This is a genomic window from Bacillus sp. LSHTCR4, assembly GCF_057197025.1.
The window spans coordinates 472646-489148 of record NZ_JBXUNO010000001.1 but is presented as its reverse complement, the minus strand read 5'-3'; the positions used below and the strand labels follow the sequence as shown (position 1 = coordinate 489148).

16 protein-coding genes, 2 riboswitches and 1 other annotated feature are annotated in these 16503 nt (G+C 35.9%); of the genes, 3 read left to right on the top strand and 13 right to left on the bottom strand.

The window, feature by feature from the left end; genetic code table 11:
* Positions 1-15: 15 nt before the first annotated feature.
* The gene (gltP, locus tag AC2CGR_RS02525) at positions 16-1287 is read right to left on the bottom strand and encodes a glutamate/aspartate:proton symporter GltP (RefSeq protein WP_070805591.1); all 1272 of its coding nucleotides are present in this window, start codon (positions 1285-1287) and stop codon (positions 16-18) included.
* A gap of 493 nt (positions 1288-1780) precedes the next feature.
* Between gltP and AC2CGR_RS02520 the strand changes: the two genes are divergently transcribed.
* Both AC2CGR_RS02520 and AC2CGR_RS02515 read left to right on the top strand, forming a co-directional pair.
* Complete coding sequence (locus AC2CGR_RS02520; protein ID WP_087964689.1) at positions 1781-3052, top strand: murein hydrolase activator EnvC family protein; 1272 nt, start codon at positions 1781-1783, stop codon at positions 3050-3052.
* 103 nt (positions 3053-3155) lie between these two features.
* A complete protein-coding gene (locus AC2CGR_RS02515) occupies positions 3156-3317 on the top strand; it encodes a hypothetical protein (protein WP_001096005.1) in 162 nt (53 codons plus the stop codon).
* 30 nt (positions 3318-3347) lie between these two features.
* Here AC2CGR_RS02515 and AC2CGR_RS02510 read toward each other — a convergent pair whose 3' ends face one another.
* The 12 genes from AC2CGR_RS02510 to AC2CGR_RS02455 form a co-directional block, all read right to left on the bottom strand.
* Entirely contained in the window at positions 3348-4703 is a 1356-nt protein-coding gene (locus tag AC2CGR_RS02510) for a sodium-dependent transporter (protein ID WP_029440642.1), read from the bottom strand.
* Between the two features lie 111 nt (positions 4704-4814).
* Positions 4815-5063: a binding site (T-box leader), on the bottom strand.
* 61 nt (positions 5064-5124) lie between these two features.
* On the bottom strand, positions 5125-5742 hold the full coding sequence (locus tag AC2CGR_RS02505; protein ID WP_087964687.1) for an NAD(P)-binding protein: 618 nt from the start codon (positions 5740-5742) through the stop codon (positions 5125-5127).
* Positions 5717-6472, bottom strand: coding sequence for a sirohydrochlorin chelatase (locus tag AC2CGR_RS02500; RefSeq protein ID WP_087964686.1), 756 nt, complete (start codon positions 6470-6472; stop codon positions 5717-5719). Before AC2CGR_RS02500 ends, AC2CGR_RS02505 begins: the two co-directional genes overlap by 26 nt.
* A 1-nt stretch (position 6473) precedes the next feature.
* The gene (gene cobA / locus AC2CGR_RS02495) at positions 6474-7250 is read right to left on the bottom strand and encodes a uroporphyrinogen-III C-methyltransferase (protein WP_484480482.1); all 777 of its coding nucleotides are present in this window, start codon (positions 7248-7250) and stop codon (positions 6474-6476) included.
* Positions 7251-7336: 86 nt separating this feature from the next.
* Positions 7337-7537 carry a DUF3906 family protein gene (locus AC2CGR_RS02490; protein ID WP_000366912.1) on the bottom strand — a complete coding sequence of 67 codons (201 nt, stop codon included), beginning with the start codon at positions 7535-7537 and terminating at the stop codon, positions 7337-7339.
* 10 nt (positions 7538-7547) lie between these two features.
* A complete protein-coding gene (locus AC2CGR_RS02485) occupies positions 7548-9170 on the bottom strand; it encodes a nitrite/sulfite reductase (protein WP_484480481.1) in 1623 nt (540 codons plus the stop codon).
* An 11-nt stretch (positions 9171-9181) separates the two neighbouring features.
* Positions 9182-9775 (bottom strand): adenylyl-sulfate kinase, encoded by a 594-nt coding sequence (gene cysC, locus AC2CGR_RS02480; RefSeq protein ID WP_000380508.1) that lies wholly within the window; start codon positions 9773-9775, stop codon positions 9182-9184.
* Between the two features lie 12 nt (positions 9776-9787).
* The gene (gene sat / locus AC2CGR_RS02475) at positions 9788-10924 is read right to left on the bottom strand and encodes a sulfate adenylyltransferase (protein ID WP_087964682.1); all 1137 of its coding nucleotides are present in this window, start codon (positions 10922-10924) and stop codon (positions 9788-9790) included.
* Between the two features lie 38 nt (positions 10925-10962).
* Positions 10963-11667 carry a phosphoadenylyl-sulfate reductase gene (locus AC2CGR_RS02470; protein ID WP_484480480.1) on the bottom strand — a complete coding sequence of 235 codons (705 nt, stop codon included), beginning with the start codon at positions 11665-11667 and terminating at the stop codon, positions 10963-10965.
* Between the two features lie 87 nt (positions 11668-11754).
* Positions 11755-11898, bottom strand: a complete 144-nt coding sequence (locus tag AC2CGR_RS02465) for a YezD family protein (protein ID WP_000116161.1) — start codon at positions 11896-11898, stop codon at positions 11755-11757.
* Positions 11899-11970: 72 nt separating this feature from the next.
* Positions 11971-12079, bottom strand: a riboswitch (SAM riboswitch).
* Positions 12080-12196: 117 nt separating this feature from the next.
* Positions 12197-13513 (bottom strand): diaminopimelate decarboxylase, encoded by a 1317-nt coding sequence (gene lysA / locus AC2CGR_RS02460; protein ID WP_029440634.1) that lies wholly within the window; start codon positions 13511-13513, stop codon positions 12197-12199.
* Positions 13514-13693: 180 nt separating this feature from the next.
* Positions 13694-13875, bottom strand: a riboswitch (Lysine riboswitch).
* Positions 13876-13964: 89 nt separating this feature from the next.
* Entirely contained in the window at positions 13965-14360 is a 396-nt protein-coding gene (locus tag AC2CGR_RS02455) for a DUF3888 domain-containing protein (RefSeq protein ID WP_029440633.1), read from the bottom strand.
* Positions 14361-14614: 254 nt separating this feature from the next.
* On the opposite strand from AC2CGR_RS02455, the gene AC2CGR_RS02450 reads away from it, so the two are divergent.
* Positions 14615-16501, top strand: coding sequence for an LTA synthase family protein (locus AC2CGR_RS02450; RefSeq protein ID WP_087964679.1), 1887 nt, complete (start codon positions 14615-14617; stop codon positions 16499-16501).
* Positions 16502-16503: the final 2 nt, after the last annotated feature.

The following is a 16503-nucleotide window of genomic DNA, read 5'->3' as shown; positions in this document are numbered from 1 at the left end:
TTTTTCAAATTATAATTAAGCTGCTTGCTTATTGGAAATTTCCTCCAAATAGGCTTGTCCTTTTTCAGCATCATACTGACCTTCCCACTTAGACATAACTACAGCTGCTAAAGAGTTACCTACAACGTTAACTGCTGTACGAGCCATATCTAAAATACGGTCAATACCGGCGATGAAGGCTAAACCTTCAGCTGGAATACCTACTGTACCAAGTGTCGCTAATAATACAACGAATGATACGCCCGGTACACCCGCAATACCTTTTGATGTAACCATCAATACAAGTAATAATGTAATTTGTTGTGTAATAGATAAATCAATACCGTACATTTGTGCTAAGAAAAGAGCTGCAATTGCTTGATATAAAGTTGATCCATCTAAGTTAAAGGAATAACCTGTCGGAATAACGAAAGATGTAATTGCTTTCGGACAACCGAACTTTTCCATTTTCTCCATAATTTTCGGTAAAACTGTTTCTGAACTTGCTGTTGAATACGCTAAGATCAGTTCGTCTTTTAAAATTTTAAAGAATTGGAAAATGTTAATTCCAAATATTTTCGCTGTAAGTCCTAAGACAACTACAACGAAGAAAATCATTGCTCCGTATACTACAATTAGTAATTTCCCTAATGGAATTAATGAAGCAAGACCAAATGTAGAAACTGTAACACCAATTAGTGCGAATACACCAAATGGTGCAAATTTCATAACTTGGTTTGTTACATAAAACATTGCATCAGCTACACCTTGGAAAAATTGAAGAACCGGTCTTCCTCTTTCACCAATTGCAGCTACCCCTAAACCAAATAATACAGAGAAGAAGATAATAGCAAGCATATCTCCGTCAGCTAATGACTTCATAATGTTCGTTGGAACAATATTTACAAATGTATCTGCAAATGAATGACTTTGTACTTGCTCTGTCGTATGTGTATATTTCGAAATATCTGTCTTCGTTAACTGATCCATATTTACGCCTTTTCCCGGTTGGAAAATATTCGCAATTAATAGACCAACAATAATTGCAATTGTTGTAATAATTTCAAAGTAAATAATTGTTTTTCCGCCTAGTCGGCCTAATTTTTTTACATCGCCAACACCAGCAACCCCAACAACAATACTTGCTACAACAATCGGTACAACGATCATTTTAATTAATCGGATGAAAATATCACCAATTGGTTGTAAGTAACTCACCACTGCCGGATTGCCAAAGAAAATCGCTCCAACTGCAATACCAAGCGCAAGCCCTATTAAAATTTGCCATGCAAGTCCTATTCTTTTCATATTTGTTGTAACCCCCTCTTCGATGTGTCACTCTACCTCTCATTCTATATCTATAAAACTTGAAATTAAGAGTATTACATATTATTCGACAATTCACTACATTTTGTCCCTGTTAAAAATCATAAATCAAAATTTAAAATCTGACAACAAAATAAGTTTGCCCGAACACAAATAATTTTCTTGACAAAAACAAAACTCATGTCAGAAAACCTCACATGAGAACGATTCCTTACTAGTATTTTATTGAGTTTCCAAATCAAATTTCACTACATAAAACAACCCCGTTTATTCCTTTATTTAACAAAAAGTAATCCAGAACACACCTTTGTTACACAAACTAAAAAATAGAATCACCATTACAATTACCGTAAAAAAATGATAAATTCCGACAAAACTTAGCAATTTTATAAAATTTTCTTTACATTATGGTTACAACGATAGACACTCTTCTTCTTATGATATATAACATTCATAGGGAAGGAGCTAGACAACAATGAAAAAGAAATTTGCAGCGTTTAGTGTTTTAGCAGCAGGAACGATTTTTGTTTCTCCACTACTTTCACCCACATACGCTGAAACGAATCAAGATAAATTATCTAATATTCAATCTGAATTAGAAGGAAAACAAAGTGACTTACAAAATAAATCAGCCGAGAAAGAACAAATAGAAAAAGAAATTCAAGAATTACAAAAGAAAATTGACGATTTAACTACTTCTATTAATAAAAACGAAACTGAATTAAACGATACCAAAAAAGAAATTAGTAAAACACAACAAGTAATTACTGAAAAAAAGAAACATATAGAGCAATTACAAACAAACATAGATACGCGTCAGGAAGTTATTAAGCAACGTTTACAATCTATGCAAGAAAAACCTCGCACAAATATCATTACAGAAGTATTAACAAATTCTGCAAACATTGCTGATCTCGTTGATAATATGTACTCTGTCAGTTTAATTTTAAACAACGATACCGATATTGTGAAAAAACAAACAACTGATCAAAATGCTGTGACGAAGGAAAAAGAGGCTGTCGAGAAAAAAGAGCAACAATTAAAAGAAGCCGAACAGAAATTAGTTCAAAAACAACAAGAGTTGCAAGCGAATCAACAGCAGCAGCAAACCTTTATTAGCGATTTACATACGAAAGTCGCAAAAGTAGATTCAGAGATTGAAGGATTAGAAGAATCTAAAGGTATTTTAGAAAATCAGCGTCAAGCTGTTCAAAAGGCAATTGAAGAAGAAAAACGCGCAGAAGAAGCTCGTAAAGCTGAAGAGGCACGTAAGGCAGAGGAAGCTCGTAAACAAGCAGCCTCATCTGCCCAATCAGCTCAAGCTGCTCCAGTACCTCACGATACAAACGTCGGTGGATTTATTAAACCAGCAGCTGGATCAAAAACTTCTGGTTTTGGCGTGCGCTCTATAGATAACCATAAAGGAATCGATATCGCTGCTTCAGGAACTGTTCCAATTATTGCCGCTGCAGATGGCGTTGTTATTCGCTCAGAATTATCATCTAGTTACGGAAATGTTGTGTACTTATCTCACCGTATTAACGGAAAAACATACACAACAGTATATGCTCATATGAGTAGTCGTTCTGTATCGAATGGACAAACTGTAAAACAAGGAACTCAACTTGGATTTATGGGGAATACTGGCCAATCATACGGACAACATTTACACTTCGAACTTCATCTTGGAGAATGGAATGTTGGCAAGACAAACGCAGTTGACCCATCTCCTTATATCGGATTATAAAAAAAACCTCGGTGCATACCGAGGTTTTTCATTTCCACTTCACACATTATAGGCATTCCACATAGACTACAACTAAATGCCTATATTTTACGGGGTGAATCATATGAATACACAATTACAACAAAAAATAGAAGAAGCTAGAGAAACTTACATTGGCCGGCTATTTACATTTGGTGGCTCAGCATTATTTTTAATTGGATCATTCCTCGCAGTCGTCACAGCCTATAAAGCATATAATCGCTTATTAAATACACCTACAACATAATAAAAAGACGGAGATTTCTCCGTCTTTTTATTATGCAAACATTTTAAATACGCCTATCACATTTAAAAACACAATAATTACAGTTACTGGAATAACATAACGAAGTAAGAAGAACCAAATATTAAATAATGTTTTCCCTTTCGTTTCCGTAACTTCTAATTCTTTCATTAACATTTCCTTACTCATTTTATTTGGTACGAATAACGAAATGGCTAGTACCCCTAACGGCAGTAATACGTTACTTACTGAGAAGTCGACTAAGTCAAAGAATGTTTTCCCAAATATTTTCACATCACTCATAATTCCAAACGATAGAGCTGACGGAATTCCAACTGCAAAAATTAGAATACCAATTAATAATGATGCTGACGGACGCTTCTTCTCATTTCCCTTCGCAACAGATGCTACTACAATTTCAAGCATGGAAATCGCAGATGTTAACGTTGCAAAGAAGAATAATACTAAAAACATAATGAAGAAAAATTGTCCAAATGGTATTTTCGCAAATACTGCTGGAAGGACGATAAATAGTAACCCTGGCCCTTCAGTCGGCTTAACACCTAACGCGAAAATCGCCGGGAAAATCGCTAATCCTGCAAGTACTGTAACAAAAACAGTTAAACTTACAATAGATGTTGCTGATTTCGCTAAATGTTCTTCTTTCTTTAAATATGAACTATACGTTACCATTACTGAGGCCCCTACTGTTAGCGAGAAGAACGATTGTCCCATCGCATATAAAATCGTATCTGCTGTCAGCTTTGAAAAATCTGGTTTTAAGAAGAACTCTACCCCAGCCATAGCACCATCAAGTGTTAACGCACGAACAATGATCGCAATAAATAAAATAAATAATAGCGGCATCATATACTTACTTGCCTTTTCTATCCCTTTCTCTACACCTTTACTTACGACAAAAATCGTACAAAGCATAAAGATAAATTGCGCTCCAATCGCGCTTACTGGATTTGAAATCGTCTCACCGAATAATTGCCCATAATCAGTCACTCCATTCCAGAAACTTCCTGTCACACTATAGTATAAGTAAAGTAAAATCCATCCACCTACAACACTATAAAAAGATAGTACACTAAAACAAGTAACAACTCCCATACGACCAATCCAAGGATATAACTTGCTATTTGGCACTAATACTTTATACGCAGTAACTGCCTCTTTTTGTGTACTACGTCCAATAACAAATTCAGCTATAAGAAGCGGCATACCTATAAATAAAGTTAATAGTAAAAACACAAGGAAGAATGCGCCTCCCCCGCCATTACCTGCAACATATGGAAATTTCCATATCGCACCAAGACCTACTGCGGCTCCGGCTGCTGCGAGTACAAAGCCTATTTTCGACGTCCATTGCTGTGTTTCTTTCATCATAAATTCTCCTTTTCTGAATATTTAAACTTTTATTAATTATACACTTTCATTTCATACTCGCACACCTCCTTTAGAAAATAAAAAAGTCCCCTACACGCAAATATGCATGTAGAGGACGATATATGTAATATTAATACCGTGGTACCACCTCAATTGGATTGATAAATCCCACTTATTCAAGTACAGGAAAAACTCCGATACTCTATCCTTTTAACGGCGGAACCCGGGTTGCCTACTACAATGTTCAACATACCTCTCGCAAGCCCATTCTGTATATTTTATCGTACCGGGCTCACACCTTACCCCAGCTCTCTGAACGTATCAAATATACATACTCTTCTTGCTCATCGATTTCATCTATTGAAGTTACTTGTGATTATAAATTATATTCTTATAGTTGTAAAGTACAATTTATTCATTATCCTATACGAACTTTTCTCTCTAATTCTTGTAAAAACAATTCTCTTTTTTGTTCATTTTGAACATATATCGACTTTAATACCTCTTGCAACAATATATTTCTCTGCCTTTTCTCTATTTGTAATTCTTTCACTTTTATTCTAACTTCGTATAAAAAATCAAGATATGATTCATACGTCTCATCATATTTATTTGCGATATCATCACGAATTTTTTTGGCAAGTTTTGGGCTCGCTCCTCCAGTAGAAACTGCCACATTCAGTAATCCACGATGAATTGCTGCCGGAAAATGAACATTACCACTTTCCGGATTCGTAATAACATTTACTAATTGATTCTCTGCGGCATCTTCAGCAATTTGTTCATTTAATACAGCATCACTACTCGCTGCAACAACTAAAAAAGCGTCTTTAATATCACTTTTTTCATACTCCCTTTGATACCAACGAATTTTCTTTTCTTCTACAAATTTTACTAAATTCGCATCCAATTCAGGACTTACTACAACTATATCTGCACCTTGTTTTAGTAAAGGAATAATTTTAAATCCCGCAACTTTTCCCCCGCCAATGACAACAACACGTTTCTTCTCAACTCGCACTGTAAGTGGATACATATTGATCTCCCTTCAATAATTTCTTCGTTTTCTGAATTAACATATACTGAAACGCTTCATTCTTTCCTAAATATGGACTTATTTTTATCTCATCTAGCTCATATTGACGTACTTCTTTTTCAATATGCTTCATAAGCAAACCTGTAAATAACAAGTAAGGCAGTACAACGATATTCTTTTCTTTTCGTTCTACAACTTCCTTTAACTTCTCCTCAAATTTTGGCTCTGCAGCCGCTAAATAACAAACTTCTACTTTCTTAATCTTCTCTTCCGTTTGAAATAAAGAAGCGATCCAGTTTATATCTCTTAACACTTCAGGATCACTGCTCCCTCTTGCAACGAGAAGTAACGTCACTTCATTGTTACCTTCCTGTTCAATGCCACTTCCGCTATACACCGATTTAACAAGTGTTTCTGATACACCAAACGGATTACCATAGGTCACTTTAACATTCAAAAATTGATTAGATAACTTTTCTAATTCAAACGGGATATCTTTTTTTACATGACCTGCGGCTAATAAAAAAACGGGAATAACAATAATCTCTGTAGCACCACGCTTCACACATGTACGGAACCCTTCATCAATAGTTGGACTCGCTAACTCTAAAAAACAAATTTCTTGAATACTTGCATCTATACGGTTCATACATGACGTAATAAATGCAACCGCTTCTTCTTTCGCTGCTTTCAAGCGACTTCCATGACATATATATAAGATGGCTTTCATTTTATAACACTCCGCTTACTTGATACGTACTTTCTGTCTGTTTCTCAAACCAATGGATTTTTTCTCTAAAACGGACGACTTCTCCAATTACAATCATGCTCGGATTTTGAATTTGTTCTTTTTTCGCAACATCTACAATTGTTCCTAACGTCCCAACAACTGTGCGCTGCATAGATGTCGTTCCCCGCTCAATAATAGCAGCAGGCGTACTTTTATCTTTTCCATGCTTCATCAGTTGTTCACATATGTAGGGTAAATTGCTAACCCCCATATATACAGCTAAAGTCTCTACACCTTTCGCTAAATTTTCCCACTTCACTTCCTCTGCAGCATCTTCTTTCCTATGCCCTGTCACAATAGCAAAGCTTGCACTTGCATCACGATGTGTCACTGGAATGCCTGCATAAGCAGGAGCAGCTATTCCAGCTGAAATACCAGGAACAATTTCAAATGGTACACCTTGCTTTGCTAACGCTTCAGCTTCTTCTCCCCCTCTACCAAACACAAATGGATCGCCTCCCTTAAGCCTCGTTACAACTTTTCCTTTTTTCGCATACTTAATAAGAAATGTATTAATTGTTTCTTGCTTCATCGTGTGATAATTCGGGAGTTTCCCGCAATAAATTAAATCCGCGTCAGGCTTTGCGTGTGAAAGCAACTCTTTATTCACAAGACGGTCGTATAAAATAACATCTGCCTTCTCAATACATTTCAACCCTTTTACAGTAATTAAATCTGGATCCCCAGGACCCGCTCCAACGATATATACTTTTCCCATCATCTCTCCTCATTTCTACTATTAAAGTGAAACTTCCATCCTTATATATGAATGGAAGTTTTCATTTCTTCATATTTCAATGTTCCTTACTCATGAATAACAAAGGCCGCGCTTTTTCGAATCTTCTTTTTTTCAAATAAAGCAATCTCCTTTACCTCTGGTAACGGTAAAAAATGTTTTTCAAGCTCAATCTCCGCCATCTTAAATGCCTGCTCTTCACTTTCAGCAACAACAACAATTGGAACAATGCTATTCACTAATACCGCTTCAAATCGATATAAATCCATATTGCCCCTCCTAAGACGCTATTACTTCTTCTAACACGTTATTTAATGCTATTTGTAATGTCTCTACACCCACACGGCCTACAAAATCATAAAACGTTTCAGCTGGTAATTTATTTTCTTTGAAATAACGTATAAATGATGCGAGTACATCAGGTAGATCCTCGCCATCTATTTTTCCTTTTAACTTTTGATTATAAGCACCACCATCTAACAACGTTCCACCTACATATATTTCAAATGCTTCAACAATTCCTTTTTCCTTCGTTTTCATTTTTACACCTTGCAATCCAATATCAGCAATTTGACGTTGACCACATGAATTCGGGCATCCTACCATATGAATACGAACCGGAACATCAAGTGCAATTTGTGTATCTAAGTATTCGGCAATTTTTCGTAATCTTTCTTTCGTTTCTACTAAAGCAAGATTGCAATATTCAATACCAGTACAAGAAACCGCGTGACCAATAAACGATTTCGGATTTGCTGATATCGCTTCAAACAACGGCTCATTTAGTAAGCCCGTTACATTTTCCGGCGGAACATTCGGAATAATGAGGTTTTGCGAATTACATGTACGAATTTGTCCATTTCCATATTGTTTTGCTATTCTTGCAATCTCAAACATTTCTTCTGCATGTAGGCGCCCTACTGGCACATTAAAACCTACATATTTTAGTCCATCTTGTTTTTGCTCTTGGACACCATAAAAGTATCCCGCATTCCAGCCTTTGAGAGCACTTTCTCCTTTACTTTGTAATGGTCCTGTATATTCTATTAGTTTCTCTTTAAACTTCTCTGCTCCCCAGTCTGCAACAAGAAATTTCAAACGAGCTAAATGACGTTTTTCGCGATATCCAAAATCACGGAATATCGTAGCAATCGCAATCGCTACCGCTTTCACTTCTTCTGGTAAAATGAATACATCTAATTCATCAGCTAAATACGGACGGGCTGATAACCCACCGCCTACTTTTATATGAAAACCAACTTTTTTCTCACCATCTATCTCTTTCGTTGCAGGTGTAAATGCAACGCAGTTAATCTCTGCGTTTGCTGAATTATAAATGTTAGAACTAATAGACATTTTAAATTTACGTGGTAAGTTAGAAAACTCTTCATTATGTTGGAAATAATCATATACTTCTTTTACAATACTAGTGGTATCAAATAGTTCATTTGCATCAATGCCAGCAAGTGGATTCCCTGTAATATTACGCGTTATATCACCACACGCCCCAGCTGAAGATAACCCAACTCTTGCTAATCTTTTAAAAATATCTGGAATTTGATGAATTTCTAACCAATGAAACTGAATTGCCTGTCTTGTCGTAATATCTATTACGTCACGTCCATAATCCTCAGCGATAGAAGCAAGCACTTCTGCCTGTGCATTCGTAATAATCCCAGAAGGAATATTTACACGCATCATAAAATAACCAGCTTCTTTCGGTCTTTGTAAATACAACCCTGCCCATTTGAATGCGTCCCACTCTTCTTTCGGAATAGATTCGAAGCCATTCTCTGCATAGTAAGGAATGTCATTAAAGATTTCCAATCCATCTTTTTTTAATTTATTTTTCTCAGTTTGATTTAATTTTTCATTGTTAGCCCATACTTTTTCATAACTCATTTTTTATCCCCCTATATAAAACTACGCTCTTGTAAGTACTTCACGATTTGTTCTGCACATTCTTCAATAGAATACTTGTGCGTTTGTACAATTAATTCCGCTTTCTCTGGTTCCTCATACGGTGAATCGATACCTGTAAAGTCTTTAATATCACCTTTTCTTGCTTTTTTATAAAGCCCTTTCGGATCACGTTTCTCACACTCTTCAATTGGACATTTTACAAACACTTCTATAAATTCATCTGCAGCTAATAGATCTCTAACTTGTTTTCGGTCTACTCGAAACGGTGAAATAAACGCTGTAAGAACAACAGTCCCTTGATCTACAAATAACTTCGCCACTTCGCCAATCCGTCTTATATTTTCCATACGATCACTTTCAGAAAAACCTAAGTCTTTATTTAAACCGTGACGTATATTATCTCCATCAAGTACATAGTTTCCAATATTCTTTTCAAATAGTTTACGAGCAACCGCGTTTGCTACTGTAGATTTACCCGAAGCTGATAAACCAGTAAACCAAATTACAAAACTATGATGCCCATTCTTCACTCTTCTCTCATCTTTTGAAACAGAAGCTGTATGCCAAGTAATATTCGTATCCATTTCATTCTCTCCCTATTCTGTTACTACTTCTTTTTTCAATCCTTTAATTAGTACCTCTACTACCTCTTTACGACTAAATGTACTTGGCGGAACCTCACCGTTTCTTAATAGTTCTCTTACTTTCGTACCTGATAAGATGACATGATCTTCTTTTCCATGCGGGCATGTTTTCGTCGAAGCCATCGCTTCACATTTCGTACAGTAAAAACTATGTTCAAAAAATAATGGCGTAATCCCTAACTCTTCCACTGTAAAGTTTGTAAAAATTTCTTGCGCTTCATAAGTACCATAATAATCTCCTACCCCAGCATGATCGCGCCCTACGATAAAGTGGGTGCATCCAAAATTCTTTCTGACTAACGCATGGAATATCGCTTCCCTCGGCCCTGCGTAACGCATTGCTGCAGGAAATACACTTAAAAAGACACGATCTTTCGGATAGTAGTTTTGAAGTAATACTTCATAACTTTCCATTCTTACATCAGCAGGAATATCATCCGACTTCGTTTCCCCAACGAGCGGATTTAAAAAGAGGCCATCTACAATTTCAAGAGCAGATTTTTGAATATATTCATGGGCACGATGTACCGGATTTCTCGTTTGGAATCCAACTACTGTTTTCCAACCACGTTTTTTAAATTCTTCTCTCGTTTCAATTGGATCTAAATGATAAGCAGGAAACGGATTATTTTCAAAACGTTTCGTAAGAACAATAGCTCCTCCGACGTAAACGTTCGGTCTTTCGTATAATTTTTTCACTCCAGGATGAGCCTCATCCGTCGTTTTATACACTAGTAACGCTTCTTTTTCCTTATCAGGCACAAAAATATCTTCTATTTGAATAACACCATATACATTTCCACGGTTAACAAGTTTTACTTCCTCTCCAGCTTTTAGCGTCTCTGCTACTTCTTCTGTTACTGGTAATGTAATGGGTATACTCCAAACGCTCCCATTAGCTAAACGAAGCGTTTCTACAACCGAATCATAATCTTTCTTTCCTAAAAAACCAGTAAGCGGGCTATATCCTCCTGTCGCTAATAGTTCTAAATCACTTAACGCAATGTTATCTAGCCCAATTTCTTTTTTAATTTGTGATACGTCGTATGTCTCGTCTATTCGATTTATTAATTCGTTTCTTGTACTCATTTTCTATACCCTCTCTTAGCTTTATTTTCAAATTCATCTTATTGGTAATGAAGACCACATTCAGTTTTCACTTTCCCAGCCCATCTACCATCTCTCGAATCGCCACCCTCTCCTACAGGCAACGTACACTTCTCACACCCAATACTTGGATATCCAATGTCATGTAATGGGTTATAAGGCAAGCTATGTTTGTATACATATCTCCATACTTCTTTCCACGTCCAATGAATGAGCGGACAAACTTTAATAGATTGAAAGCGATGATCTAGATTTATAAACTTTGTATGCTTACGGGTTTCTGATTGTTCCCTCCTCAGTCCCGATATCCACGCTTTTTCATTCGCTAATGATTCTTCTAAAGGTAAAATTTTTCTAATCTTACAACAGAGATTTGGATTACTTTCCCATAGCTTGTCACCATGCGCTTCGGCTTGTTCATCAAGTGTAAGTTCTGGCTGTTTTTCTATAATATTCAATAAAGGAAATCGTTCCCGCACTTTTTGAATTAATTCATACGTTTCTTGAAAATGTACGTTAGTATCTAAAAATACAACTTTAGCAGATGGATTTACTTGGTTAATAAGATGCAGCAGTACCATCCCTTCCACTCCGAAGCTACATGCGTATACAATTTCACCTTCATATTCTTTATAAGCCCAACTTAAAACGGATAGCGCACCTTTCGTTTCATCTTCTTCTGAAAATGAAACATTCTTGTCTTCCCACGTTTCATAAGTCAACATGTTTTTTCCCCCTGTAAAAGCAAAAAGACGGTTTTAACCTAATCAAAATAGGTTAAAACCGCCTCTAGTTTTTCTAGTCAGCGCTTTTTACTTTAAACGTACCTTTTCACTTTTCTCCAATTGAATGACTTTTCCATCTTGCACAACAATTGTAATTGAACCATATTTCATATCAGCAAGCATCGCTTCAATTTTCTCAGATACTTCCTCAAAATGTTCCCGTACGCTCACGCGAACAGCCCCCCTTTTTATTCATAAAAAAAATCTTTCCCATTTCGAAAAGACTGTTCGGTAATATATTTTACCTTATCTTTCAAAATGGATTCCATTTTGCTGGATTTAGCACCTTGCTTTCTATAAGCAGGTTGCCGAGCTTCGTCGGGCCAGTTCCCTCCGCTTCTCTTGATAAGCTTTGTATTTGTATTTTATCACAATTCTGATTTTTTTCAATCCTAGTTTTCCGATATATTTTAATTATTTTATTTTATAAAAAAGGAATTGTCCCTCCGAACAACTCCTTTTTCCTCATTTAAACAAGTTCTTTAATGCGTATGCGATCGTTCCCAATAATATTTTCATATGTTTCGCGCTCTACAACAATTTGTGATGTGCCACCTTTCGCGAAGACGACAGCTGGTCTACGAATCCGATTATAATTATTCGCCATTGAGTACCCGTATGCCCCTGTACAAGAAATTGCTAATAAATCCGCCGAAGCAACTTTCGGTAGAGTAATATCCCAAATTAACATATCTCCACTCTCACAGCATTTCCCTGCAATCGAAACAACTTCCTCGTTCTCATCATTCCCTCGATTCGCTAACATCGCTTCATAACGAGCGTTATATAAAGCAGGTCTTAAATTATCAGTCATCCCACCATCCACTGATACATATTTCCGAATACCCGGAATGTCCTTCACAGATCCGACTGTATAAAGTGTCGTTCCAGCATCACCTACAATGCTACGACCTGGTTCAACCCATATTTCCGGTAGTGGATATTCACATACTGTAAATTGTTCTCTCACCGCACTTGTTACAGCTCGCACATATGTCTCAAGAGTTAATGGTGTATCGGACTCTGTGTAGCGTATTCCGAATCCTCCCCCCACATTTAGCACTTTTACTACATAGTTTGTTCGCTCTCTCACTTCTTCTAAAAATTGACGAAGAACTTCAATCGCTCGCACAAAGCCAGCCGTTTCAAATATTTGTGATCCGATATGTGAATGAATCCCTAACACGTTATAATTTGATTTTTGTAAAGCAAGCTCAATTGCCTGCATCGCTTGACCATTTGACACACCAAATCCAAATTTCGAATCATCTTGGCCTGTTGTAATATATTCATGTGTGTGCGCCTCTACTCCAGGCGTTACACGAATTAATATGTTCACAAATTTCCCATGTTGCACTGCTAAATCATGCAAAATTTCTAATTCTAAAAAATTATCTACGACAAAACAACCAATATTCGCCTGAAGAGCCATCACAATTTCTTCATCTGTTTTATTATTACCGTGAAAATGAATGCGTGATGCTGGAAATCCTGCTTGAAGCGCAGTATATAATTCTCCTCCAGAAACGACATCTAATGACATATTCTCTTCACGAGCTACTCGGCACATCTCCATGCACAAGAACGCCTTGCTTGCATATGCTACTTGATAAGAGAAACCACTTTCTTTAAAAGCACGATGAAACGCTCGGCACTTTCCTCGAATTGACTCTTCATCGTATACATAAAGTGGTGTTCCGTATTGTTTTGCTAGCTGCGTCGTATCGCACCCTCCAATTTCTAAGTGTCCTTGCCCATTGATTCGGCTTGTGCCGTGTAAATACATTTGAATTCCTCCCTTATTTCCTCTAAAACTCATAACCCCAATCTTCTATTCATTGCAGCACGCTTTTAGATAGACAAAAAACGCGCGGAACAATGTTCACACGCGTTTCTTATTAGGAAAAATATATATTGAAAAAATAAACGAGTTGTTATCTCCTCAAAATAAGAAACCGCATCAACATCTCCAAATAGCTCTCCATAAAATAAATCTTATGACAGTACTACATTTATTCAATGCAGTCCCAATATATGAATAAGATGGTTATTCTTATATTTCGGCAATAGTCCCTTTCAACCTATGATCACAGATTCCATTAAATCTCCCATAGCTTACTCTTTCCTATCGCGGCCTCTACCTTTGAGAGTAGATGAGGTAAGTCTATTTAATTTTCAAACATCTAATTGTTGCTATTAACAATACCAAAGGACCATTTTATTTGTCAAACAATTTTTTATATTGTTTTTTTACAGTTTAGTTTCGTATCATTTGGTAAGCGCTTTACTAAAACCTTCGTCACTTCCCATTCGCCTTCTTCATTATTAAATGTAATCGTTACCTTCTCAAATGGTGGCGCAATTTTCCCAGCAACACGTTCATACTTTGTCACTTCAATACTTGCTTGAAATAAATATGTACCGCTATACACTTTTTTTAAACTAATAATTTTAGGACATTGATAAGGCTTCAAGCTCCCATATTGTTGTTCAATTGCTTTATTTATTTTCGGGAATAACACAGAATAAAGGGCATCTTCCATAAGAGGTGCATCATATTGAGCTACCGACACACTCGGTGCAGCAAAAAGTATAACACTACTGCATACTATAAAATATAATAATTTTTGCATTATAACCTCCGTATTGTTACACGATTCTTTCCGCGTACGATAATAATCATACATAGAAACTCCGTTTTATTGTCTCCTACTGCCCTTTTTCTACTCAATTGTTATAAAAAAGTCCACAACTCTCTTTTATTTTCGTATAATGATACTCATAGTATAATAAACATAATAATAAAGGACTGTTCGTATATATAAAATGAGGCCCTAATCAAATAGGCCCACAAGAACCGTCATGCTTTTTAGGAGAGGAGTATATTATGCTACAACGTCTGTTTCCAAAACTGCGATTCGCACTCGTTGCAGTCGTTTTATTATGGATAAAAACATATATTGTGTACAAGCTAGCATTTGATATTAAAATTGATAATTTCTTTGAAGAATTTATGCTTTTTATTAATCCGCTAGCTGCGTTACTTTTATTTTTCGGTTTTGCTTTATTTGCATCTAAACACCGAAACCGCATTATAGTTGGAATTAGTTTTATACTATCATTCATTTTATTTGGAAATGCAATGTTTTATGGGTTTTATAACGATTTCGTTACGTTCCCAGTGTTATTTCAAACAAATAATATGGCTGATTTAGGGACAAGTATAAAAGAACTCTTTACGTACAAAACATTACTTTTATTTGCAGATGCAATTATTTTAATGTTTCTTTCACGTAAATTCCCGGCATTTTGTGACAAGACGCCGCTTTCTCGCTCTGAGAAGCGAACTTTCTTTAGCGGTGTAACAGCTCTATTAGCACTACAAATTGTTGTTTCTGTTATTTATAAACCACAAATGTTCTCACGCTCATTTGACCGTCAAACTGTCGTGAAAAATTTAGGTTTATACACATATCATCTATTCGACATTACGCTTCAATCAAAATCTTCAGCTGAACGTGTATTTGCAAGTGGGGACGGTTTCTCTGAAATTAAAAACTATACAGACTCAAAAGATAAGCAAATTGATAAGAACTTATTTGGAGCTGCAAAAGGTAAAAATGTAATTTTGATTTCAATGGAATCTACACAAAGTTTTGTTATTAATAAAAAAATAAATGGAAAAGAAATTACTCCATTTTTAAACGAATTTATTAAAGATAGCTTTTATTTCGATAACTTCTATCATCAAACAGGACAAGGTAAAACTTCTGATGCTGAATTTATCGTTGAAAATTCACTTTATCCGTTAGACCGCGGTTCTGTATTCTTTACTCACGCAACAAATGAATATACAGCTACACCAGAACAATTAAAAAAATACGGATATTCTTCTGCTGTCTTCCATTCAAACGATAAAGCGTTTTGGAATCGTGATGTAATGTATCCTGCACTTGGATATGATCGTTACTTTAATTTAAATGATTACGTAGGCACAGAACAAATGTCTGTCGGTTGGGGTTTAAAAGATAAAGAGTTCTTTGAACAATCTATTCCAAAGTTAAAATCTTTACCACAGCCGTTCTATACAAAATTCATTACTTTAACAAACCATTTTCCATTTCTTCTAAATCCAGAAGATCAATATGTGGATGAGTTTAATTCAGAAAGTGGCGTTGTAAACCGTTACTTCCCAACCGTGCGTTATACGGATGAAGCTCTTAAACAATTTATTAAACAATTAAAAGATGAAGGACTGTATGATAACTCAGTTATTGTCATTTATGGAGATCATTACGGTATTTCTGAAAACCATAACGCAGCTATGGCTCAGTTCCTTGGGAAAGATGCTATTACACCGTTTGATTCTATGCAATTACAACGCGTCCCTCTCATTATTCATGTACCTGGTCAAGAAGGAAAAGTCATTTCTAAAGTATCTGGTCAAATTGATATTAAACCAACGCTACTTCATTTACTTGGTATTAAAACAAATCAATCCGTTGAATTTGGAACTGACCTATTTATTAAAGAAAAAGACCCTCTTATGGTAATGCGTGATGGTAGCTTCGTTTCGGAAGATTATGTGTATACAAAAAACATGTGCTATAAACGAAATACAGGTGAAGAAGCAGACATCTCATTATGTCAACCGAATATTGAAAAAGCAAAAACGGAATTGAAACTTTCCGACAAACTCATTTATGGAGATTTATTACGTTTCGATCCTAACAATCGGTATAAAACCGGAACGATGACAACGAAATTTGAATAGTA

Bases quoted from the DNA above. Each gene is read 5' to 3' on its own strand.
- AC2CGR_RS02515 (WP_001096005.1), top strand. From the start codon at position 3,156: ATGAATACACAATTACAACAAAAAATAGAAGAAGCTAGAGAAACTTAC.
- AC2CGR_RS02490 (WP_000366912.1), bottom strand. From the start codon at position 7,537: ATGGATTTATATCGATTTGAAGCGGTATTAGTGAATAGCATTGTTCCA.
- AC2CGR_RS02500 (WP_087964686.1), bottom strand. From the start codon at position 6,472: ATGAAAGCCATCTTATATATATGTCATGGAAGTCGCTTGAAAGCAGCG.
- lysA (WP_029440634.1), bottom strand. From the start codon at position 13,513: ATGTATTTACACGGCACAAGCCGAATCAATGGGCAAGGACACTTAGAA.
- AC2CGR_RS02470 (WP_484480480.1), bottom strand. From the start codon at position 11,667: ATGTTGACTTATGAAACGTGGGAAGACAAGAATGTTTCATTTTCAGAA.
- cobA (WP_484480482.1), bottom strand. From the start codon at position 7,250: ATGGGAAAAGTATATATCGTTGGAGCGGGTCCTGGGGATCCAGATTTA.
- gltP (WP_070805591.1), bottom strand. From the start codon at position 1,287: ATGAAAAGAATAGGACTTGCATGGCAAATTTTAATAGGGCTTGCGCTT.
- AC2CGR_RS02505 (WP_087964687.1), bottom strand. From the start codon at position 5,742: ATGTATCCACTTACAGTGCGAGTTGAGAAGAAACGTGTTGTTGTCATT.
- AC2CGR_RS02455 (WP_029440633.1), bottom strand. From the start codon at position 14,360: ATGCAAAAATTATTATATTTTATAGTATGCAGTAGTGTTATACTTTTT.
- AC2CGR_RS02485 (WP_484480481.1), bottom strand. From the start codon at position 9,170: ATGAGTTATGAAAAAGTATGGGCTAACAATGAAAAATTAAATCAAACT.
- AC2CGR_RS02510 (WP_029440642.1), bottom strand. From the start codon at position 4,703: ATGAAAGAAACACAGCAATGGACGTCGAAAATAGGCTTTGTACTCGCA.
- cysC (WP_000380508.1), bottom strand. From the start codon at position 9,775: ATGGATACGAATATTACTTGGCATACAGCTTCTGTTTCAAAAGATGAG.
- AC2CGR_RS02520 (WP_087964689.1), top strand. From the start codon at position 1,781: ATGAAAAAGAAATTTGCAGCGTTTAGTGTTTTAGCAGCAGGAACGATT.
- AC2CGR_RS02450 (WP_087964679.1), top strand. From the start codon at position 14,615: ATGCTACAACGTCTGTTTCCAAAACTGCGATTCGCACTCGTTGCAGTC.
- sat (WP_087964682.1), bottom strand. From the start codon at position 10,924: ATGAGTACAAGAAACGAATTAATAAATCGAATAGACGAGACATACGAC.